The sequence below is a fragment of the Thermoflavifilum thermophilum genome (genome assembly GCF_900116565.1).
Classification (GTDB): domain Bacteria; phylum Bacteroidota; class Bacteroidia; order Chitinophagales; family Chitinophagaceae; genus Thermoflavifilum; species Thermoflavifilum thermophilum.
Map to the genome: position 1 here is coordinate 242,405 of NZ_FPCJ01000001.1, position 22,366 is coordinate 264,770.

Genomic DNA, 22,366 nt, shown 5'->3' on the forward strand with positions numbered 1-22,366 from the left:
CATGCATCATTTTATTTACACCTTATTTTCATTCATGAAATCATGCAAATATTTATACTGCAATCTCCGTTTCCTTTTCAAAATATCGCTGATAAATATCTTCCAAACCATGCTCACGTCTGGAAAGTGATATCAGATCCAATCCGGCATGCACAATAGTACGTGCCACCTGCGGTGCAATATCTTTGGCAGCAAAAATCTTTACTCGTTCATGCTCCACCACAACCTGTTTTACACCTTCAATCTTTGCAAGCAATTGCTGCAAATCAACTATTCGATTGGAATCTGAATATGCAGATAAAGGATGTTGTACAGTTGCTTCAATAATAAAAGGTTCATTAGCAAATAATTCACGGGACAAAGAAGAAATATCTCCCACAGCTATTAATTTGCCTCTTACAAATAATCCGATCCGATCGCATATTTCCTGTACCTGAAGCAGATAATGGGAAGAAAGCAAAACGGTAATGGAATCTTCCTTGCTTAATTTCAGAATCAATTCCAGAAACTCTTTTGCCCCCTTTGGATCAACGCCAACTGTGGGTTCATCCATGATTATCACCTCAGGATCTTTCATCAGTACATCAGCCAGTCCCAGTCGTTGAATCATACCGCGTGAATAGGTACCAGCCTTTTGATGTGCTGCACCCGACAAACCTACACGGGAAAGCAAACCCAAAGCCTTTTCACGGGCTTGTTTTTTCGTCATCCGGTTCAGCTGGCCGGTATAAATTAAATTTTCCAATCCAGTTAAATCATCATAAAACCGCACATTATCCGGTAAATAACCCACTTTTCGTTTTACTTCCACGGGATGGGTGACCGGATCAATGCCACAAACGCGCACCTTGCCCGACGTGGGTTCAGTAAGCCCCAGCAACATCAATATTGTAGTAGATTTACCGGCACCATTGGGCCCTAACAATCCAAATATTTCACCGCGATAAATAGTTAAATGCAAATGATCAACTGCAACAAGCTGATCATATTGTTTGGTGAGACCATCTAATATGATAATGGGTTCATTCACCTTCTTCCATATTTACGGAACAAATAATAGATACTACCAAGCGCAACCAAAATGATAAGAATACCCAACCATCCCCACAGCACGGGTGTTTTAACCGTGACCCGGAAATCAGCTTTGGCGGATGTTTCTGTAGTATTTGCACGGATTGTAACCAAATAATCACCCGCAATAGCGTGTTTATCGGATTTGATAAGTGCTTTTACTTCTGCTGTTTTCCCTGCAGGTAATTCATCAATGGTTTTAGGATCAAAAGTTACATCCCAGTTGGTAGGAGTTGTTGCACTGAATTGAATTTTTTTCAAACTGGCTGACCCGGTATTGGTCACAGTAAGCTTCAATGATTTTTCACTCCCCGCAGTTACATCTGTACTCAGCAAGCCACTGGGCGTACTCAGACTCATGCCATAATTGCCGGTGATCACCACTTCCAGGTCAAGTTCAGCTCCCGTACTTCCCGATGAGGCTATCACTGGAATTCTGTATTTACCTGCCGGTACCTGATCAGGTGGATGTACTTCAATTGTGAGATTTTGTGTTGAATTCGGATTTACCAGAATGGATGCTACCTGTTTATATCCATTTGCCTTGAATGCGAGATCCCATCCGGGTGGGACTTCTGCATTGAGTGCATAAAGCTGAGTATCAGCTGTTGCATTTTGCAGCGTAGTATTAAATGTAAAGGTGGAGTTGGCTGCTCCTTCCAGATTCGGCTGATCAGTTGTAAAAGCTGTTTTATAAATTCCACGTTCAGCTACAATTACCGTAAGCGGAAGGGTTGTACCATTGCCTGCATGCAAATAAAAACGATATGCACCTTTATTAATCCTGAGTGGCACTGTAACCTGCAAGGTAACAGATTCTTTTTGCCCGGGCAGCACAGCTATCTGCCTGATATCCCAGCTTCCCGATTTCAGGCTGTAATTCCATGCAGGAGATAATCCGGTTACCCATAAATCCACATTCTGCGTAACCTTGCTGTTGTTCGTAACATCCACATTATAAGTGATGCTTTGCCCGGGATGAACACTGATTTTTGTGTAGGGAGTATATAACCTGATGGTGGCCCTTGTATGAATCGTATCCGTAGCTTTAGCAACTGTATCGGCCTTTAAACCACTCATCATCATCCATAAAATACCGATGGGGTAAAATACATAAGCCAGCATGCGAAATCAATTTAAGTGTTGATGAATATTTTCTGCATTCAAACAAATAAGGTGATACGAAAATGCATCCAGCAAACAAATACCTGCAAGCAACAACGCAAATTGTAAATCAATGTACCCTGCATTTCCGTATGCAGATATGGAGAGAGAGAATAAGATATCCTTCAGAAGGAGAAATAATATGAAAGAAAAACAGACAAACAGATAGTGGATATGGAGCTGCCGGTAAGTAGAGTTTTTCATCTCATGTTCATTTGTACAGGTTTATCTCAACACATTACAAACGAGCAGAGAGTTTACGATGAACTGACTACAAACATATAAAGCGGAAAAAGTTCATGTTGTTAGAAATTAGTTAAAATTATGGCCAGATATCAGAAATATCTGGCCATAGCATCACCCAAGCGCTGAGTGAATGAGCAGGTTAAAAATCATTTAAATCTGCCTTCAGGGATTCACACTCTTTATTTTTCCTGCGCCTGAAACAGATTCATTCACCTGTGGATGTCCACTATAAGTTACTATTCCTGCACCGGATACATCCACATCCAGTAACTTTTCGGCATATACCTCTGCTTTTGCTGCTCCGGAAACATCCAGTTTAAGTTGCTCCACATGAAAATTTCTCGCCTGAAGATTACCCGCACCCGATATTTCGATTTCTGCAGTCTTGGCGCTTCCTTGTATCATGCCTTCGATTGCACCTGAACATGCTGCATAAAACGCATCGGTCGTGAGTATTAAATTTAACTTCGAAGCTCCACTTGCTTCCAGTTTAAAAGAAGGCACCTGCAAATTGTTTTCACTGGTCAGCACGCATGCACCGCTGATCTTAATGCTTCGTAAATCAGGCACGGAAACATAAACCTGAATATGGTCCGTAGGGTTAATATTAAAGTGTTCCTTTTCCCGGATTACCAGTGCATCGCCTCTGTTTTCCGTTATCACATAGGATTGGATATTCTCATCGGTCTGCACCTTTACGCTGATAGGAGAATCCTGTTTAATAAACAAATGAACAGCACCGCTTACACGGATCTCATGAAATGAGTTTACCTCACGTGAGGTGGTTGTAATATTTCCGTTACCCCGGATGTTTTGTGAGAATCCTGTACAGGATGTTAGGATAAGCATCATCAAAGTAAGGGATGGCTTGTGCAGGCAAGAAAAGATGGTTGTGTGCATATGAAATGTATTTTAAGGGTGAATAATTGGCTTTAGTCCGGAAAGTTAAAACTTATTTTAACATTAATCAATAACAAAGCATCAAAAAAAGGAAGAGGAGGACTCCTCTTCCGTGTCAACCAAAATTAAACCACTGTAAACATGTTTTAATTTCATTTTTTAATACGACTTTGCTCTTCCTCAATGCCTGACTGATTTATGGTTCTCACTTTCAATTGCTGATTTCCGAAACGATATGTGAAACTGATGCCCACTTTCCTGCTATTCCATGTATTCTGAATCTGCAGATCTGTATTTAAATAATGCAGGCTCACCCGGCCTTGTTGTGTTCCGAATATATCATTTGCAAACAACTTAAGTGTGCCTTTATCATGAAAAAGAGATTTCTGCAAGCCTATATCAATCCTGTACATGGATTTTAAAGCAAAGGCACCGTATGGCATGGATGAGCGATAGAAACCGGAAAGCTCAGCTTTGATATGTGCAGGTAACTGAAATTCCTGTATCGAATTAAATCGCCATGCTACATGTTGATTCATGAGTTGAATCTGATCTATATTCCCTTTGTAATCATTGTAGAATATGCTGAGAAAATTTTGTGTATTCCACCAATGTGCAAGCTTAACGGGAATGCTCCATGTTGCGCCCAGATTGGTGAAAGAACTCAGATTTTCATTGGTCTGATATCCGATACGGGTTATTTCATCCTGGCGTACATATTCGGTAATCACATTGGTGGTATAACTATAATCCAATGTGAGTGTATATTGATTCATGTAAGTGTAACTAAACTCTGTTGCATAAGTAAGTTGGGGTTGCAGAAAAGGATTACCCACCTGATAGGTATATTGATCAATATAATACCTGAATGGATTCAGATCCTGATAACTAGGCCGGTCGATACGTCTGTTGAATGCAAAGCTTACACTGTGATTCTGTGAGAAATCTTTTTTGATCATGAGATTGGGAAACAAATTCAGATATGAACGTCTTACCAAGGAGTCATGAACCAGCTGATGAGCGCGGGTTACAGTTTGTTCGCCACGCAATCCCACCTGTATATGCCATCCCTTCTCAAAATCCTGATTCATACTGGCATAAGCAGCATAAATATCTTCCTGATAAATAAAATGATTGGTTAAACCCGTATCCAGTATCCAGATTTGTTTGCCCTGATCCCAGTTTTGATACTGCACCTGATTGTCAGTTTTTACATGGCTGGCTTTTATACCTGCTTCCAGTTTTCGCTTGTTCTTCAGAGGAAGAGAATAATCCATTTTACCGGATAGAATCTGAATATCGGAACTCAGCTCACCTTGTTTGTGAGATGGATCGCGGAGTGGATTGCCATCAGCCAGGAAATATTGGGTGACATCATCACTGTTTGCATTGCTTTTAAAGGGTGCTGCGTTGAGTTCTGCACTCAGCTCCTGCCCTGCTGTATCCAGCTGCAGATGATAATGCAGATTATAAGTTGTGTTTCTCCATTGTCCATCATTCTTGCTACTGGGTGATGCGGTTGAATCAAGTTGGTAGGCAGAATCATAAAATGATATAGGTCCCTGGCTTTTATCATGTTCCTGGCTATGATTGGCATCTACAAAGAAACCAATACTTTGACGAGCACTAATATCGAAATCAGCTCCTACTCTAAGTTGGTAATTGGTTTCCGGAAACCGCATGTGGGAGGTTTGTATCATGGTTGCCTGCAAGGATTTATCAGGTGTATAAAAATTTCTGATAAGATGCAAATCGTTAAATGATTGTCCTGTATAAAATCCTCCGTTTACATAAGCATGAATAGCACGATGGGCATAATGCAACTCCCAGCTGCCGCTGGTGGCTGGATAGCGACCCTGCTGAAATTGTGCTTGCACAGAACCATTATAACCTTCCTGATTATTTTTCTTCAGATGAATATCAATAATACCTGCACTGCCTGCAGCATCATATTTGGCAGAGGGATTGGTGATCACATCAATAGAAGCTACCGATTCCGATCGGATGGTTTTCAAAAAATTGGTAAGCTGCTGTTGGGATAAATACGTGGGCCTGCCATCAATCATCACGATTACGCCCGATTTTCCTTTCAGGGTAATGTTTCCATCCTGATCTACCGTTACACCCGGTGCTTTTTGTAAAATATCCAATACATCACTGCCGGCGGCTGTCGGACTGCCTTCCACATGAAGAACTGTCTTACCTGGCTGCTGTTCAATGAATGGTCTCGTAGCTACAATCTGAACGGCCTGCAATGCATGACTTCCCGTTTGCAGCTGAACCGAAGGCAATTGTACCTGATATTGGCCATGCTTCAGCTCGAATGGTAGCGTAACCGATTGCCTGCCAAGCAAACTTACCTTTAGCAGATACGTACCTGCTGCCGGAAGTTGCAGATGAAACCTTCCGGCAGAGTCTGTGATGGCTCCACCAGCTAAAGCAGAATCGGGTAAATGAAATACACGAACTGTGGCAAAACCCGCAGCCAGGGCACTGTCTTCCATGACCCTTCCCTTTACCTGATAAACCGATTGGGCAAATACAGGCATTCCTGATCCGATGAAGAGGATCATCCCAGCAAGAATAACGTGGTGAAAATTTTTCATTTGGTTATTTTTAGTAGTTATCAATTATAGATACTTTACAAAAGTATGTACTATGCTAAACATAGTACATAATAATACATAAACGGTTTTATGTCAGGATGAATGGCAACAACTATCACCTGTAAAACGAAGGGGCTGAAAAAAGGTTACATCTTCCCTTTAAATAGAATCGCCAGAGCTCCCGGCTGGGAAGCATTTCTACAAAGCACTATCGGGAAATATAGCTGGCTTGCCGGAAGCAAGTTTGCAGCCTGGATGATAAACAAAATCAACTCCGGACAATTAAGACCTTGTTACAGGCCGTAGGGGTTGCAAAAGAGGGTGTTTGCGGTGCACATAAACAATCAAAACCACGCCTACCATGATTAGCAACATGGAAATCAATTCAGCCTGTGTGGGATGAATACCGAAAATATTATATTTCGTATTTACACGGATGAGTTCAACCAGGAAGCGCTCGGTCCCATTCATGATGAGATAGATAGCCGTTAGCAAACCCGGCCTGAAGATGCGTTTCCTGAGATACCACAGAGCTGCAAACAACAGCAGGCAGGTTGTGATTTCATACAGAGGTGTGGGAAATACTGGCACAGGAAGCATGGCACAATGCAGGCCTGCACATCCGGGTATGGGTACGCCTTCATTGTTGATGTTGTGCGGATAGGTAAATGCAAACAACCAGTCAGGCAAAAACGATAACCAGTGAGGCTTTAGAAAATAAGCATGCGGCACATGTGAAAAACTGCCATAAGTCGCAAGAAAGAAATCTTGATACTGATGCAGGGCCTGCTGAAATCCCCCCGGAGGAGCAGGTACAACCCCTCCATGACCGTCATTCAAATACGCACTGTTGTAAATGCCCCAGTCGCCATCTCCGGCCATGTGGCAGCCGATCCTGCCCAATCCATAAGCCAACATCATAGCGGGTGCAAAAGCATCGGCCAGATGCCATAAATCAATGTTTTTTTTGCGAGCATACCAGGCAATTCCCACGCCAGCTACAATCAACCCTCCATAAAAAGTAAGTCCACTGAACGACAAAAAGCTGTGCAGCGGGTCCTGCATATAGCTGTGCCAGTTTTCAAGGCTATCAAAAATTTTCGCTCCTATCAGCCCACCAACAGCTGCTATGATGGTAAAATCGCCAACCCGCTGATGAGGCATGACTAATTCTTCGCGTAAGACCGGCTTTGCCAGTTGTTGCTTTTTACGACTGCGATAGCGTTGATATGCCATCACCAGTGCCAGGACAATGCCTGCAGGCAGGTTTCCTGCACCGGAAAGGATATAGGCCTGAGGCTGATCTACAAATGCATCCCATTGAAGCAAAGCACCCACTAACTTAAACCCCAGCAGAAAACCTATCAATGCATGAAATACAATATCTGAAAAAGAGGGCGGCTTGCCCACCCAGTATTTTTCTTGCGTACCTTTTATCCATCCCAATCTTTCCCTTCGCTTCAATTCAAGGGTTAATACATAGGCTGCTGCCAGAAAAGCAATGGCTACAAAAAAACCAAATGTCTGAATGGGAAGGCGAACATGAATACCAAAAACATCCTGGAGCAAATCAGATAACGAAGGATACATGCAAAAAAAATTTGGTGATCTGAAAGCACACTATGAACAAAGCCGAATTTCACAGTGCCTCAAACCACCAAATTATAAGTTAAATTCCAAACTGCCAACAGCATCCATTGCAGTTTGAAATTTTTATTTTTCCCTAACAATACTGATCAAATGCAGCGATCAGGCTTTGGGCAATTACCTGCGCAGGTCTTCCTTCAATCATATGCCTTTCTATCATCAGTACTAATTTGCCATCCTTAAACAATGCAATGGATGGAGATGAAGGCGGATAAGGAAGCAAATGTTTACGAATCTGTTCTACTGCCTCGAAATCAAAGCCTGCAAAACTTGTAACTAAGTAATCGGGTTTTTTGTTGGCACGGGCTAAAGCCATCAATACTCCAGGCCGCGCTGTACCAGCGGAACAACCACATACCGAATTGATGACCACAAGCGTGGTACCTTTGCGTGCAAGTGCTTGCTCTACTTCTTCACGGGTAAGCAATTCTTCGAAACCATTTTCCGTGAGTTCAGCCTTCATCGGCAATACCAGTTCAGCTGGATACATATTTGTTATTTTTCAGGCACAAAGATAATAAATTCTACGTATAAGAAAACAAATCCGAATTACCGATGTATCATAAAAAACATTAACATCATCTATGTGAAATAGCGTGATGTTATACGTAAACAAGAATGATGATGTAAAATAGATTTTATATATCCGGGTAAATTGACAATTTATTGACAGTGAAAAATTACCAATGCATGCGTGTACGGATATAAGCTGCAAGTAATCTACCCATCTCCTGTTGTTCCTGTACATCAGGATGCTCTCCACAACCCTGGTGATAGCGTTGGGTAAAGAAAAAATAACTGATTTGTGGATCTCCTTCTTTCTTTATGGCGTCACAAACCGATTGTATATATTTCTTTAACACTGCGTTCAACTTTTCATCGGCCATCGGACTGTTTAAACAGATGAAATAAGCTTTCGGATAAACCCTGCGTAAAGTGTGGATAAATTGCACATAAGCATTGCAAAATGCAGCTGAATCCTGAATGCCATCATTCTGTCCCAAACAAATAGTAACAACATCAGGTTGATAATCCGTAAAATTCCATAGCAGGCCATCTTCACGCATATTTATTTTATCATAAACCTGCGGCATGGTAATCCGCATCTGACAACAACTGTGAATTAATCCGATACCTGAAACCGCACTGAGATGCCATTGTGCATGCAGCAAACGTGCTGCTACGGCACCATAACTCATATACGCATTGTGTTGATCATACCAGGCTCCTTTTCCACATGGAATTTGCGATGTATCTGCACCAAAACCGCATGTGATTGAATTTCCAAAACATTCAATTTTTCTGGTAGGTAGTGGATCCGGAGGTAATAATGTCTGACAAATGATACCCCTGCACGCAATATATCCATTGCCAGATTCTGTGTCTTTACATACCAATATGCGATGAACAGATGCATCATGACTTGCTGGCATCTGAATGAGAATAGTATCAATCTTCCTGGTGAGATGAATTCTTTGTAAACATGTATCATCAATTACAATTTCGATATAATTCTGATGCTGACCATACAGTTGTTCATCTTCTACAATCAGTTGTATCTGATGGTCGTGGGTATGAAAATAAAAATAGCTTCCTGGTAACCACAGACGGGGCTGATGGGGTTGTGAATAATCAATGCGACCTACATACAAGATGCGTGAATCATCTCCTGCATAAAACCGTGTTTGTGCATTTGAAGCGCAGAAAAAGAATAAAAAAAGGAGTACATAAATCCCTTTCGATGTGTTCATGCCTACGAATATCTTGTTTCGAATGATTTTTTTCATTTGTTCATGTTTTTAATCAGCAAAAAAACCAATGTGATTATGAAAATCCATCATGCTTTCAAAATGAAACATACTTCGTTTAGCTTTTGCATCTTCAGTATTTGATTTTGTGTTTTTACCACATACCCGAATTGCTTACAAAAGCTATAAAACGGCTGTCGGGCGACCAGGACGGTGTATTGATAGTTCCCTGTCCGCCATACACATAAGCCAATACTTTGGGTTGGCCGCCATCAGCGGGCATCGTGCGGATATACACTTTTTTATAGAACGGATGATCGTCGGGCCGCACATCCGGCAGATAAGAAAGAAATACCATCCATTTTCCATCAGGTGAAATATGCGGAAACCAGTTCTGAAAATCATCATGCGTAAGTTGTTCTGCTGATGAACCATCGGGCTTCATGCGCCAGACCTGCATATGTCCAGAACGCACAGAATTGAAATAAATAAATTTGCCATCCGGACTATATTCCGGACCATCATCCAATCCCGGAGAAAAAGTAAGTCTTTGTTCTTCGCCACCCTGCACAGAAATCCGATAAATATCAAACTCGCCGTTTCGTTGTGCAGTAAATACCAGATAGCGGCCATCAGGCGACCAGCCATGCAAATAGGAAGGACCTATTGGCGTAATTAACCTGGGTTCACCGCCCTGTATGGGAACAATATACACATGTGAAGATGTGCTGCTGTCCGGTGTATTGCTGATGCCCAGCCATTTGCCATCAAATGAAATCACATGATCATTGTTGTTTTGTGTAGCATGTTCGGTTGGAATCAGGGATATCTGATGTGTAATAAGAGAAAAGCGATAAAGCTTGCCATCTTTATTAAAGATGAGTGATTGACCATCACGCGTCCAGTTGGGTGCCTGAACAGAACCTTTATCTGTATAAATCATCCACCGATGTCCATTGTGTACATCCAGTATTTCAATATGGCTTCCCAGATAATCACGGTAAGGTACCAAAGAAGGCGGAGCCGGACGAATGATGCGAACATTGCGGAAAATCACAGTTTCTGAACGATCTGGCTGATGTGCGCATACAAATAATCCTGCATAAATCGTATCCGGCAAATCAACGGTATCCACTTCCACTTGTTGCAAGGTATCACCAAAGCGGGCAGCTGAAACAATATACCGGTTCCCCTGTCTTTCCAGTTGTAGTACCCATGCACTATCCACAGGCAATTGTTTTTCCTCTGTTATGCCATTGGCATGAGCACGGTATTGCAGGGAAATCAATCCGTTGCCATGCGCTACTGCACTTACATGCATGGCATGGGCATCCAGGCTGCTACGTATCATCCAGCCTGCCTTGCGATGTGGTTCTATACTTTTTTCCGGCCAATATAACTCAGCTTGCAAAATGAAATCGCCCGACAGCCGCGTGTAGAGATAGTGAAAGGCATCCGTACGATCCCAGATATTGCTGCCTGAACCTCTTATCCAGTATGTTTGTGATACTGGATTATACGCTGCTTCGCCTGCAATGGCCACTGTGCCCACATCGGCCTGATCGCTGAATTGGCCTATGCTGCTTGTCTGAGCCATACCCGATAAAGGCAATATCCATATCAGCCCAATACCAATCAGGGGAGTAAATATTTTCTTCATATCACCTGGTTGAAGTGACAAAATAGAAAAAACTTTTCCGGAAAACAAATGCAAGCACATATCATAACACAAGCTTTCGGATTACCGATGGTGTTTGGAGAATCAGTTTAAAGTCGGACATGAAAATAAAAAGGTCCTCACAAATGTGAGGACCCGGGTGTGATAATTACTTTTGAATACACATTACTGAGCCTTGCTATCGGCCTGGTCGTATTTCTGTTTTACTTCGTTGTATTTATCGGTTTCGTTTTTACGAGCATATATGGCTTTCAATCCAGACAAGGCATTTTTATAAGCCAATAATTCATTGGAATCGAGTTTACTTTTGGCATCAAGCAAATGATAGGTTTTATCCAGATAAGGAAGAGCCAGGTTAAGCAGGCTGTCCTGCAGGTGTGCTATTTGTTGTGCACGTTGCTGTTCCTGAGCTGAAGATCCCAGCTGACCCAGTTCACGTCCATATTTGGCTGCCTTATTGTAATACAATAAACCCAGATTGAAGTTTGCCGGGTAATCATCCGGTTTCAGGGCAATAGCTTTTTTGTACATATCTATTGCTTTTTGCTCCAGTTGCTGGGCATTTGCTGGGGCTGTGGTATCATTGCCCTGTTCATCGGTAGGATGGGCCAGGTTATCATACAAGATGGCCAGGTTTAGAATAAGATTATAATTGTCAGGATGTTGATTTACTTCATTTTCAAGTTTGCTGATCAGCTCATCTGTTTTTCCTGCTTTTTCATAAAGTTGAATTTCCAGATTGTTGAAATTATCGTTGGTCGGAAATAATTTTTTACCTTTTTCCACGGTTGCTATTGCACTGTCAAACTGATTCCTGTCCATGTACATATTAGCCAGTGTAAAATACAGATAGGGTTCCTTATCAAAACCAAGTTCGGATGCCTTCTGAAAATAGGCAAATGCCGTATCCTCATGGTGACTTTGGTGAGCTACATAACCTGTATAGAAAATCATGGAAGTATCTGTGGGGAATGAGCCTACACCTTTGTCATTCAAAAAACGGGCAATAGCATAGGTGCGCATAAATTTATCGTATGCAGAATCAAATTTCTGTTGATTCAGATCGCCGTAAGCAGCATTTCCCATCACCACATAAATATCGCTGAGGTTTTTAGAAAGCGTGAGTAAAATTTCCGGATCTTTTGGACTTAATTCCACCGCTTTCTGATAATCCTGAAAAGCTTTCCATGCTTCCTGGGGATCTTTTTTCTCAGTAGCAATGGCTCCATGAATTTCTCCGCTCAGATACCAGGTTTTCCCTTCTTTGCCAGTCTTATCGTCTTGCAGCGCTTGTTGAATATCTGCCAAGGCTTCATCATAGTTTTTGTTTTTCAGTGCATCCTCAGCTTTTCTGACCATTTTATTCTGGGCGTAAGACCAGCTGCAGAGGCCAGCCAGAAACACAATAAGCAAGGTTTTTTTCATGATAACAGATGTATTTTAGGTTGAACAATTCTTTTGCAAAATACAAGATGATTTACAAAAATGCAATGGGACCGAATTATGCCTGATCTTCTTCCTCTTCCATGTTGTTTGTATGATTTTCCTCTACCCGGGCAATAGATGCAATTTCATCCTGTTCTTCCAGGCGAATGAGTCTTACACCCTGCGTAGCTCTGCCTGCTTCCCGAATATCTGCAACAGGTGTGCGTATGGTAAGGCCCGATTTGCAGATAATCATCAGATCATCTTTCTTAGACACATCCAGAATGCCTACCAATGCACCTGTTTTGGGAGTGATCTGAATGGTTTTCACACCTTTACCACCCCTGTTGGTAATCCGGTATTCGCTGATAGTGGTTCGTTTGCCGAATCCCTTTTCAGAAACTACCAGAATGGTTTTGTCTGGATCATCTTTATGCACACAGACCATGCCAATAACTTCATCCTGATCATGATCCAGTGTGATGCCCCGCACACCAATGGCTCCGCGCCCCGTTTCCCGCACGGCCGATTCCGGGAAACGAATCGCCCGCCCGCTTTTTACAGCCATCATTACATCACAATTACCATCGGTAAGCCTGGCATCGAGCAGCTGATCACCTTCCGTAATGGTAATAGCGATGATACCATTTTGTCTGACTCTGGAAAAATCGGCCAATGGCGATTTTTTAATCATGCCCCTACGGGTGCAGAACAGGATATAATGTTTTTGCACGTATGCCTCGTCCTCCAGATCCTTCACGGCTATTACAGCTCTTACCCGATCATCACCTGAAAGGCTGATGAGATTCTGTATGGCTCTGCCTTTGGCATGCCGTTCTCCTTCTGGAATTTCGAATACTTTTAACCAGTAACATTTTCCTTTTTCAGTGAAAAACAGCATGGTATCGTGATTGGAGGCAATAAACAGATGTTCAATAAAATCCTCCTCACGTGTTTTGCCTCCGGTAATGCCCTTTCCACCTCTTCGTTGCTGGCGATAATCGGAAAGGGATGTGCGTTTGATATATCCCAAATGTGAAATGGTAATGGCCATGGCCTCATTGGCAATCACATCTTCTGCGCGGATTTCCGTAGTCGTGTGCTGGATTTCTGTTTTGCGTGCATCACCAAAACGTTCTTTCACATCTTTAAGCTCGTCCTTAATGATGTTCATGCGCAAGGATTGATTGGCAAGAACTTCTTTCAGATAAGCAATTTGTTTCGAAACTTCTTCATGTTCCTGCCTGATTTTATCCCGTTCCAGACCCGTGAGTCGTTGCAGGCGCAGATCCAGGATAGCTTTAGCCTGTATTTCGGTAAGGTTGAATGTATTCATGAGGCCTGTTCTGGCTGATTCCGGATCGGCTGATGATCGAATTAAGGCGATGACTGCATCCAGATGATCGAGTGCTATCAGATATCCTTCCAGGATATGGGCTCTTTTTTCAGCTTCTCGCAAATCAAACTGGCTGCGGCGCACCACGATCTCATGACGAAAATCCACAAAAGCTGCTATCAGCTCTTTGATGTTCATCAGCTGCGGACGGCCGTGAATCAGTGCTACATTGTTGACTCCGTAGGAAGTTTGCAGTTCGGTATGCTTGTATAGCTGATTGATGATAACCTGTGGAATGGCATCGCGCTTCAGGTCAATAACCAGCCTTACCCCTTCCCTGCCGGATTCATCGCGTACATCACTGATGCCTTCGATGACCTTGTTGTTCACCAGCTGGGCAATTTTTTCATGCAGCGCAGCTTTGTTGACCTGATAGGGCAATTCGTAAATGATAATCTGATCTTTTCCACTATGGCTTGTTTCCACCCGCACCTTACCTCTGACAACTATTTTGCCACGACCAGTATGAAATGCCTGCTTTACACCCTCATACCCGTAAATAATGCCACCCGTGGGGAAATCAGGTGCTTTGATGTATTGCATCAGGCCATCGATGGTGATCTGGGGATCATCAATGTAAGCTAAGCAGGCATCCACAATTTCGCTGAGATTATGCGGCAGAATATTGGTAGCCATACCTACTGCTATTCCCGAGGCTCCGTTCATGAGTAGTTGCGGAATGCGCGTGGGCAATACAGTGGGCTCTTTGAGGGTATCATCAAAATTGTTGGTAAAATCAACGGTTTCTTTCTCGATGTCTTCCAGCATCGCTTCGGCAATGCGCTGGAGCCGGATTTCAGTGTAGCGCATGGCTGCCGGTGCATCCCCATCCAGTGAACCAAAATTACCATGCCCGTCAATCAGGGGATAACGCATGGTCCAGTCTTGCGCCATCCGCACAATAGCATCATAAATCGCACTATCACCATGCGGATGATATTTACCCATCACCTCACCTACAATACGGGCTGACTTTTTATAGGGGCGGTTGCTGTTATTGCCCAGTTCATTCATCCCATACAGAATCCGGCGTTGCACGGGTTTCAATCCATCACGGGCATCGGGAAGGGCGCGGCTTACAATGACCGACATCGAATAGTCGATGTAAGCCGTTTTCATCTGTTCTTCAATATTTACCCGAATAATCCGGCCTTGCTGGCCTTCCGTCTCTTCTGCCATGTTTGATAGATTTTGTATTGAAAACACGCAAATTTAGCGTTTCTCACCCGCCCGGAAAAAGGAAAAATGCAACTGAAAATCCATTGAAACTGGTATTACGTAATTATTGCATATAAAAAATTGTTTGCATAGGATTTGTTTTGCATGATTCTTGTTTACGATAGATACAGGTATGATTTTTAACTTCATTGAGTGTGACGAATCATTCAAAACTGAGAATAGGCATATAAAAACTGCCAGTAAATGCTGAAATTTGCAAATCATCAGCCGGGCCCTGCCGATAACAGCTACGTAATTCCACCTACAAAGTCCCACCGCCATTTTTCGAAGTCGTAAAACGGGGGCTGGGAAAAAGCTAACAACCCCGACCAGGATGATATGTATTTTAAACCTAAATCATGTAAACTATGCCCGTAGCATCCACAACCAAGCAAATCTTGCTATTTGGTGCAGGTAAATCATCTACTTATTTAATCGAATATCTGCTCAACCATGCACCTAAAGAAAAATGGCATTTGACCGTAGTGGATTATGATATCATGGCTGCACGTGAGAAAATCGGCCGCTCGTTTTATGCAACTGCCGATGCGTTTGATGTAAAAGTAGCTACTGATGCGCTGGAAATGTATCTGAGCAAGGCAGACCTGGTGATTTCATTGTTGCCTCCTGCGTTGCACCAAATTATTGCAGAACAATGTGTGCGTTTCAAAAAAAATCTGCTCACCGCCTCGTATGTGGATCCCCAGGTAAAACAACTGGCACCCGCAATTGAACGCGCAGGCGTGTTGTTTCTCTATGAGATGGGGCTGGATCCCGGTATTGATCACATGACGGCTATGAAGCTCATTCATTCCATTCAAAGAAAGGGTGGCGACATCCTGCAGTTTTGCTCTTATTGTGGTGGGCTGGTATCCCCTGCCAGCGACGATAACCCCTGGTCTTACAAAATTTCCTGGAACCCGGGCAATATCGTTCGGGCAGGAAAAGAAGGGGCTGCATTCAAGGAAAACGGCCAGGTCAGGGAAATGGCCTACGAAGAGCTGTTTGACTGGTGCAGCCGGCATGAGGTATATGTGCCAGGAGTAGGTAAACTGGCATTTTATCCCAACCGTGATTCATTGCGCTATCTAACGTTGTACGGACTGCAGGATACGCCGGATTTCAAACGGGCTACACTCCGCCATCCGGCTTTTTGTGAGGGCTGGCATGCATTGGTAAAATTAGGTCTCACAGCTGAATCACCCTTCACCTCGACTGATGGGATCACCTATCGCCAATGGTTATCCCGCTATCTGGGAATACCATCCGATGCATCCCTTGAAGAAAAATTGGCCGAGCGGTTAGGTGTGCGACCTCATTCCCGTGTGATGCGGCAATTACGCTATCTGGGGTGGTTTGATGATATCCCTATCAACAAAGGCCATCTTACACCTGTGCAATTGCTTCAGGCCATGCTGGAAGAAAAACTGGCATTAAAACAGACCGATAAGGATCTGGTGGTGATGATGCACGATGTAATCTTTGAACGAAAACATCTTAAAACCCGGATAAAAAGCTTTATGGTGCTGGAAGGAGAGGATGCCATGCATACAGCCATGGCAAAAACAGTGGGCCTGCCTCTGGGTATTGCTACAAGGTTGATTTTGAATGGTAAGATAAACCTGAAGGGATTGCACATTCCGATTCTACCGGAAATCTACCAACCTGTGTTGAAAGAACTGGAAGAATACGGAATCCGGTTCGAAGAGACTTACGATTGAAGGGAAGCAAGGAGCTGATCGGCCATCACAGCCACTCCCCTGGTGGCTGGTTGTTCAATCAAATGCCAGCCGGGCTGAAGCGGCACATCGGGAATTTTTTGGTCGATGATATAAACCGGTACCTCAGGCCTGAATTGCACGAGATGAAACAATAATCCCGCTGCCGGATAAACCTGCAGCGAAGTACCAATGACGGCAAATACATCCGCTTCTTCAACCCACTTCATGGCATCTGCCATAGCCGGTACAGGCTCCCCAAACCACACTACGTGCGGCCGAAGCTGAGCACCATCTTCCGCACAATCGCCCGGATGGATATCTCCTTCAATCGGATAAATCATTTCCGGATGCAAGCTGCTGCGCATTTTGAATATTTCGCCATGCAGATGCAAAACTTTTGATGATCCAGCTCTTTCATGAAGATCATCAATATTTTGGGTAATGATGCGCACGTCAACATACTGTTCAAGCTCAGCCAGTTTGAGATGAGCGGCGTTGGGTTGAGCCTTTTTCACTTCCCGGCGGCGCATGTTGTAGAAATCCAGCACCAGCTGTGGATTCCGCTGCCATGCCTCCGGAGTAGCTACTTCATCAATCCGATAACCTTCCCACAACCCGCCTGCATCACGAAAAGTTTTCAGTCCGCTTTCAGCACTGATGCCTGCACCTGTTAACACTACCAGTACTTTTTGCATAAATCTGGGTTGATTTTAGAAACGCAAGCAAAAACAGAAATCTGCTTTAATGCGTCTTTGTTATTCCAGCCAGTTCCAGAATTGCCTTCCACTCTGCTTCCTGTACCGGGCTTACGGAAAGTCTGCTCTGACGAATCAATGCCATGTCTTTCAAACGCGGATCGGCCTTCATCTGAGCAAGGGTCACAGGCTTTGGCAATGCCTGCACAGGAGCCAGATCCACTGCCACCCAGCGAGGATCATCGGTTGTAGGATCCGGATAGGCTTCGCGAACCACCCGGGCAATGCCAACGATTGCCAATCCCTCGTTGCTGTGGTAAAAAAACACTTCGTCGCCCTTCCGCATGGCCTGCAGATAGTTGCGTGCTTGATAATTGCGCACACCATCCCAGCATGTCTTTCCATCTTTTACAAACTGATCCCAGGAATAAACAAAAGGTTCCGATTTTACCAATCATTTGCGCATCATGATTATGCATTTACCAGCCTGAAGCCAATACATCGGCAATATGCATCACCTGCAAAGGAAGCTGTTTGTGCCGGATTATGCCATCCAGATGCATCAAGCACGACAAATCCGTTGATATCAAATATTGTGCTCCGGTAGCCACTGCATGATCAATTTTTTGTTCACCCATGCCCACAGAAATGGGTGCAAATTTCACGGCAAACGTGCCACCAAAACCACAGCAGGTTTCATTGTCTTCCATTTCAATGAGCTTTAGCCCCCTAACATTTGCTAACAACTTGCGGGGTGCTTCTTTGATATGACATTCCCGCAAAGCTGCGCAGGAATCATGATAGGTGGCTATCCCCTGTAGTTCCGCGCCAAAATCGGTTACACGCAATACATCGGTTAAGAATTCGGTAAACTCAAACAGGTTTCTGCGAAGCAGTTTTACATCGTTATGCTGAGCTGAATTGTCGAACATTTTAGGATAATAATTCCGCACAAAGCCCGTGCAAGAGGCACTGGGAGCCACGATATAGTCGGTTGTACGAAAATCTCGAATAAATTTATGCGCTACTGCTCTGGCTTCATCCCAATACCCAGCGTTGAATGCAGGTTGTCCGCAACAGGTTTGCTCAGGATTATAATGTACTTCACAACCGGCTTTTTCGAGGACTTTAACCATGTTGAATCCCGTTTCGGGATATAGTTGATCAACGAAACATGGAATAAACAGATGAACCCTGGTCATGCTTTTACCTGATATGCATTAGTCCAAAAATAAATTATCCCTGCTGCCAGAGCCTTTTCTGATGCATCAGTTTCAGGGCGGCAATAGCGGCTTCTTCTCCCTTGTGTCCATGTTTCCCACCAGCGCGTTCATAGGCTTGTTCGACATTATTCACCGTAAGCACCCCAAAAATCACCGGCGATGGCAGCACAATGTTCAAGGCTCCGATGCCCTGGGTAACAGCCTGGCAAACATAATCAAAATGAGGTGTTTCTCCCCTGATCACGCAACCCAATGCAATGATGGCTTCGGGCTGATATCGGTCAAACACCTGCCGGCATCCAAAGGGAATTTCAAAAGCTCCGGGCACCACCAGCTTTTCAATGTCGATAACGCCGTGTTGTATCAGCACGCGCTCGCAGCCTTTTACCAGTTCATCTACAATAAATGCATTCCACTCGGTATGCACAATAGCTACGGTACCATTTTCGATAATAGGAATGGAAGCGGGATCCAGAAAACGTTCATTGTGTGCCGACATGCCAGGCAATTAGCTTTGCAAAGATTCAGAATATAGAAGCCAATTTCTAATGCAAATTTCATGATTCATTCGCCGCATTGCTCTGACCACAGATTCCTGAACCAGACTTTTAGCCGTTTTTCAATCCTGCACCACACCCAAACGCGCGAGATATTTGTCAATATCCCTGCCTTCTGCACTGAGCGGATATTTGGTTTTGATTTCCTGATACAGAGAAATGGCTTCCTGTACACGACCTGCTTTTTCACAGGCCAGTGCAGCGCGTTTCAAATAAAAGGGGGTAAAGAGATCATTGGGATTATAATAAGCTGCTTTTTTATAGTAAGCAATACCCTCGTCCGTTTTGCCTAATTCCATGTATGCATCGCCAAGCAAGCCATAATCTTCAGCCTGAACTACCTTGTCTTTTGGATGAAAACTTTTCAGATAGGGAATAGCTTCCTGATACTTACCCATTCGCAAGTAACAGACACCTGCATAATATTTGGCCAGATGGCCAACTTTCGTATCTCCGTACCGTTTGATTACCTGCAGAAATCCATAGTTGTTGCCGTCGCCATTCAGGGCTTTTTGCAGGGAATCCATCCCAAAATATTGCTGGGCTTTAAAAATCATGCTGGCAGCACGCTTGTTACGGGGAGCCAGGTACAAATATTTATAGCCGAAATAGCCTCCTATCAGCAAGATAATGACAACGCCCACAATATTTATGATTCTTGCTTGCTGCAGATAAAATATTTCCAATCGCTCGAAAAAAGACTGCGGAGTATGATGAGCATGCTGTGAAGAAGACGTAAATGATGTTCTGGATTTATCTGCCATAGGTTAAATCTGCAAGTCAATCAACAATAAAAGGATAATCGGGTTGCACATATACATCGCGGTACAATTCGCTTTCATCGGGCCAGGGCGATTCTTCAGCAAATTGTACAGCTTCTTCAATTTCGTGTTTCACTTTTTCTTCAATCGCTTCGATCTCTTCTTCAGTAGCCCATTTGTTTTGCTGAATCACCTGGAGTACCTGTGTGATGGGATCACGCTTTTTGTATTCTTCCACTTCTTCCTTGCTGCGATATTTGGCCGGATCACTCATGGAATGACCGCGGTAGCGATAGGTTTTGATTTCCAGTAAAGTAGGCCCTTTCCCTTCACGAGCCCGCTGAACGGCTTTTTCTATACCCAGATGCACTGTTTCCGGATTCATTCCATCTACGGCTTCACCCGGAATGGCATACGAATCGGCATATTTGTAAATATCCAATGTCTTGGAACTGCGTTGTACAGAAGTACCCATGGCATATTGGTTGTTTTCGCAAATAAACACCACGGGTAAATCCCACAATGCAGCCAGATTCAGGGTTTCATGCAATATGCCCTGACGGGCTGCGCCATCACCAAAAAAGCAAAGCACAACATGATCCGTACCCTTGTATTTTTCAGCAAAGGCAATTCCAGCCCCTACGCCAATCTGTCCGCCCACAATACCATGTCCACCAAAAAAATTATGTTCACGCGAGAAAAAATGCATGCTGCCACCCTTGCCTTTCGAACATCCGGTGATCTTGCCGTAGAGCTCAGCCATGCAGGCTTTGGGAGAAATGCCTTTGGCAATTGCCAAACCATGGTCGCGATAGGCGGTAATAAATTTATCATCAGGGCGGGTTGCCGTCATGGCTCCGGCAGCTACAGCTTCCTGACCGAGATACAGATGGCAGAACCCTCTGATCTTCTGCATGCCATATAGCTGACCCGCCTTTTCTTCAAAACGGCGAATCAGCAGCATCAGCTCATACCAGTACAGATAGGTTTCTTTGCCAAAACGCTGGTGATTGGATTTCGCCGACTTCACCTGAGGCTTGCTTTCTTTCGTTTGCACGTGTAAACCAAATTTGCCTGCAAACCTACAAGTTTTTGCCCAATAGACCAACAAACCCGAAGGAAATACCTGCCAGGCTGTTGTCATGCTTTACAGATCGTATCTTTACCGCACCTATGCACACCACATCTTATGTTGCGACAGTTGAACTGACTCAGTTTAAAAATTTCTCACATGCAAACTTTTCGTTTTCCCCGGAAATGAATTTCATTACCGGACCCAATGGCTGTGGTAAAACCACCCTGCTGGATGCCGTGCATTACCTGTCGATGACCAAAAGTTATTTCCACGCTGCAGATCAACCCCTGACCCAATATGGCAAGAATGGTTTCAGGCTGGAAGGAAAATGGCTCTTGCATGATACCGAATATCACCTGACTTGTGTAACAAAAGAGGGAGCCAAAAAAGAATTTCGTGTGAACGATATTTCTTATACTCGTCTGGCCGAGCATATTGGGCGTTTCCCCGTGGTTATGATCGCTCCCGATGATATTCAAATGATTACAGGTGGAAGCGAGGAAAGAAGAAAATGGTTGGACGCCCTGATCAGCCAACTATCGAGCGATTATCTGATGCATTTGCTGGCCTATCAGAAAATTCTCTCTCAACGCAATCAGCTTCTGCGCCAGTGGGCTGAACAGCCATCACCTGCGATACATGACCTCCTCGATGCGTATGATCAGCAATGGACGCCTCATGCAGAAGCCATTTTTGAATACAGAACACAAATTTGTGCGCAACTGATACCCCTGACCTCGCAATTCTACACCTTTTTATCGGGCCATAGAGAACATATTCAATTGCAATATCAGTCGCAATTGCATGAAAAATCCATGACCACCTGGTTGAAAGATGTCAGAAAAGAAGATCTTCAGGCCAGGCGTTCAACGGCGGGCATTCATAAAGATGATTTACAATTTTTGCTGAATGGCTATCCGGTGAAAATACACGGTTCACAGGGACAGCGCAAGAGCTTTCTGCTGGCATTGAAATTGGCGCAGTATCAATTGATAAGCAAACAAAAAGCCCTTACACCGATACTAATGCTCGACGACATATTTGAAAAATTAGATCCCCGCCGGATTCAGTTGCTGCTATCGATTATCAGCATGGATTCCTTCGGCCAGGTATTGATTACCGATGCCGACCCCGACCGCCTCAAGGCACATCTGCCCGGCTATCCATATTCACCAAACTGGATTGAACTGATTGATCCTGTAGATAAACCACAAGCATAAAACTCTGTAATCGAA

Annotated in this window: 18 protein-coding genes; 2 read left to right on the forward strand and 16 right to left on the reverse strand. The window is 43.8% G+C overall.

The genetic code is table 11. The annotated features are described in order from the left end of the window. Nucleotides 1-52: 52 nt before the first annotated feature. From BM367_RS00960 to gyrA, 10 genes are all read right to left on the reverse strand, one after another. Entirely contained in the window at nucleotides 53-1,030 is a 978-nt protein-coding gene (locus BM367_RS00960) for an ABC transporter ATP-binding protein (protein WP_092456449.1), read from the reverse strand. Further along, nucleotides 1,027-2,196: a COG1470 family protein gene (locus BM367_RS00965; protein ID WP_092456454.1), complete on the reverse strand. Its 1,170-nt coding sequence runs from the start codon at nucleotides 2,194-2,196 to the stop codon at nucleotides 1,027-1,029. Before BM367_RS00965 ends, BM367_RS00960 begins: the two co-directional genes overlap by 4 nt. Before the next feature lie 447 nt (nucleotides 2,197-2,643). After that, nucleotides 2,644-3,381, reverse strand: coding sequence for a head GIN domain-containing protein (locus BM367_RS00970; protein WP_092456457.1), 738 nt, complete (start codon nucleotides 3,379-3,381; stop codon nucleotides 2,644-2,646). 152 nt (nucleotides 3,382-3,533) lie between these two features. Continuing rightward, complete coding sequence (locus BM367_RS00975) at nucleotides 3,534-5,987, reverse strand: TonB-dependent receptor (RefSeq protein WP_092456460.1); 2,454 nt, start codon at nucleotides 5,985-5,987, stop codon at nucleotides 3,534-3,536. 282 nt (nucleotides 5,988-6,269) lie between these two features. Then, nucleotides 6,270-7,577, reverse strand: a complete 1,308-nt coding sequence (locus BM367_RS00980) for a prolipoprotein diacylglyceryl transferase (RefSeq protein WP_092456463.1) — start codon at nucleotides 7,575-7,577, stop codon at nucleotides 6,270-6,272. A 133-nt stretch (nucleotides 7,578-7,710) separates the two neighbouring features. Further along, nucleotides 7,711-8,124, reverse strand: coding sequence for a BrxA/BrxB family bacilliredoxin (locus tag BM367_RS00985; protein ID WP_092456466.1), 414 nt, complete (start codon nucleotides 8,122-8,124; stop codon nucleotides 7,711-7,713). 190 nt (nucleotides 8,125-8,314) lie between these two features. Then, a complete protein-coding gene (locus BM367_RS00990; RefSeq protein WP_092456469.1) occupies nucleotides 8,315-9,421 on the reverse strand; it encodes an SGNH/GDSL hydrolase family protein in 1,107 nt (368 codons plus the stop codon). A gap of 115 nt (nucleotides 9,422-9,536) precedes the next feature. Then, nucleotides 9,537-11,042, reverse strand: a complete 1,506-nt coding sequence (locus tag BM367_RS00995) for a TolB family protein (RefSeq protein ID WP_092456472.1) — start codon at nucleotides 11,040-11,042, stop codon at nucleotides 9,537-9,539. 183 nt (nucleotides 11,043-11,225) lie between these two features. Continuing rightward, nucleotides 11,226-12,485, reverse strand: a complete 1,260-nt coding sequence (locus BM367_RS01000) for a tetratricopeptide repeat protein (RefSeq protein WP_092456475.1) — start codon at nucleotides 12,483-12,485, stop codon at nucleotides 11,226-11,228. A 76-nt stretch (nucleotides 12,486-12,561) separates the two neighbouring features. Then, nucleotides 12,562-15,060 (reverse strand): DNA gyrase subunit A, encoded by a 2,499-nt coding sequence (gyrA, locus tag BM367_RS01005; RefSeq protein ID WP_092456478.1) that lies wholly within the window; start codon nucleotides 15,058-15,060, stop codon nucleotides 12,562-12,564. Between the two features lie 407 nt (nucleotides 15,061-15,467). On the opposite strand from gyrA, the gene BM367_RS01010 reads away from it, so the two are divergent. Continuing rightward, nucleotides 15,468-16,820 (forward strand): saccharopine dehydrogenase C-terminal domain-containing protein, encoded by a 1,353-nt coding sequence (locus BM367_RS01010; RefSeq protein ID WP_092456480.1) that lies wholly within the window; start codon nucleotides 15,468-15,470, stop codon nucleotides 16,818-16,820. Here the strand turns inward: BM367_RS01010 and BM367_RS01015 are convergent. From BM367_RS01015 to pdhA, 6 genes are all read right to left on the reverse strand, one after another. Then, entirely contained in the window at nucleotides 16,811-17,515 is a 705-nt protein-coding gene (locus BM367_RS01015; protein WP_092456483.1) for an SIR2 family NAD-dependent protein deacylase, read from the reverse strand. The two genes, BM367_RS01010 and BM367_RS01015, sit on opposite strands and share 10 nt — an antisense overlap. Before the next feature lie 46 nt (nucleotides 17,516-17,561). Beyond that, nucleotides 17,562-17,969 (reverse strand): EVE domain-containing protein, encoded by a 408-nt coding sequence (locus BM367_RS01020; protein ID WP_245759860.1) that lies wholly within the window; start codon nucleotides 17,967-17,969, stop codon nucleotides 17,562-17,564. A gap of 25 nt (nucleotides 17,970-17,994) precedes the next feature. Continuing rightward, the gene (locus BM367_RS01025) at nucleotides 17,995-18,717 is read right to left on the reverse strand and encodes a (Fe-S)-binding protein (RefSeq protein WP_092456485.1); all 723 of its coding nucleotides are present in this window, start codon (nucleotides 18,715-18,717) and stop codon (nucleotides 17,995-17,997) included. Between the two features lie 34 nt (nucleotides 18,718-18,751). Further along, nucleotides 18,752-19,237: a 6,7-dimethyl-8-ribityllumazine synthase gene (gene ribH, locus BM367_RS01030; protein ID WP_092456488.1), complete on the reverse strand. Its 486-nt coding sequence runs from the start codon at nucleotides 19,235-19,237 to the stop codon at nucleotides 18,752-18,754. 120 nt (nucleotides 19,238-19,357) lie between these two features. After that, entirely contained in the window at nucleotides 19,358-19,939 is a 582-nt protein-coding gene (locus BM367_RS01035; RefSeq protein WP_177224054.1) for a tetratricopeptide repeat protein, read from the reverse strand. Between the two features lie 136 nt (nucleotides 19,940-20,075). Next, on the reverse strand, nucleotides 20,076-21,113 hold the full coding sequence (gene pdhA, locus BM367_RS01040; protein ID WP_245759862.1) for a pyruvate dehydrogenase (acetyl-transferring) E1 component subunit alpha: 1,038 nt from the start codon (nucleotides 21,111-21,113) through the stop codon (nucleotides 20,076-20,078). A gap of 116 nt (nucleotides 21,114-21,229) precedes the next feature. Between pdhA and recF the strand changes: the two genes are divergently transcribed. Next, nucleotides 21,230-22,351, forward strand: coding sequence for a DNA replication/repair protein RecF (gene recF, locus BM367_RS01045; RefSeq protein WP_092456497.1), 1,122 nt, complete (start codon nucleotides 21,230-21,232; stop codon nucleotides 22,349-22,351). The last annotated feature ends 15 nt before the right edge of the window (nucleotides 22,352-22,366 follow it).

Excerpts from the sequence above, each read along its gene's own strand:
- BM367_RS00985 (WP_092456466.1), bottom strand. The coding sequence starts at position 8,124 with ATGTATCCAGCTGAACTGGTATTGCCGATGAAGGCTGAACTCACGGAA.
- BM367_RS00980 (WP_092456463.1), bottom strand. The coding sequence starts at position 7,577 with ATGTATCCTTCGTTATCTGATTTGCTCCAGGATGTTTTTGGTATTCAT.
- BM367_RS00965 (WP_092456454.1), bottom strand. The coding sequence starts at position 2,196 with ATGCTGGCTTATGTATTTTACCCCATCGGTATTTTATGGATGATGATG.
- BM367_RS01015 (WP_092456483.1), bottom strand. The coding sequence starts at position 17,515 with ATGCAAAAAGTACTGGTAGTGTTAACAGGTGCAGGCATCAGTGCTGAA.
- gyrA (WP_092456478.1), bottom strand. The coding sequence starts at position 15,060 with ATGGCAGAAGAGACGGAAGGCCAGCAAGGCCGGATTATTCGGGTAAAT.
- BM367_RS01000 (WP_092456475.1), bottom strand. The coding sequence starts at position 12,485 with ATGAAAAAAACCTTGCTTATTGTGTTTCTGGCTGGCCTCTGCAGCTGG.
- BM367_RS00995 (WP_092456472.1), bottom strand. The coding sequence starts at position 11,042 with ATGAAGAAAATATTTACTCCCCTGATTGGTATTGGGCTGATATGGATA.
- BM367_RS00990 (WP_092456469.1), bottom strand. The coding sequence starts at position 9,421 with ATGAAAAAAATCATTCGAAACAAGATATTCGTAGGCATGAACACATCG.
- recF (WP_092456497.1), top strand. The coding sequence starts at position 21,230 with ATGCACACCACATCTTATGTTGCGACAGTTGAACTGACTCAGTTTAAA.
- ribH (WP_092456488.1), bottom strand. The coding sequence starts at position 19,237 with ATGTCGGCACACAATGAACGTTTTCTGGATCCCGCTTCCATTCCTATT.
- BM367_RS00975 (WP_092456460.1), bottom strand. The coding sequence starts at position 5,987 with ATGAAAAATTTTCACCACGTTATTCTTGCTGGGATGATCCTCTTCATC.
- BM367_RS00970 (WP_092456457.1), bottom strand. The coding sequence starts at position 3,381 with ATGCACACAACCATCTTTTCTTGCCTGCACAAGCCATCCCTTACTTTG.
- BM367_RS01010 (WP_092456480.1), top strand. The coding sequence starts at position 15,468 with ATGCCCGTAGCATCCACAACCAAGCAAATCTTGCTATTTGGTGCAGGT.
- BM367_RS01025 (WP_092456485.1), bottom strand. The coding sequence starts at position 18,717 with ATGACCAGGGTTCATCTGTTTATTCCATGTTTCGTTGATCAACTATAT.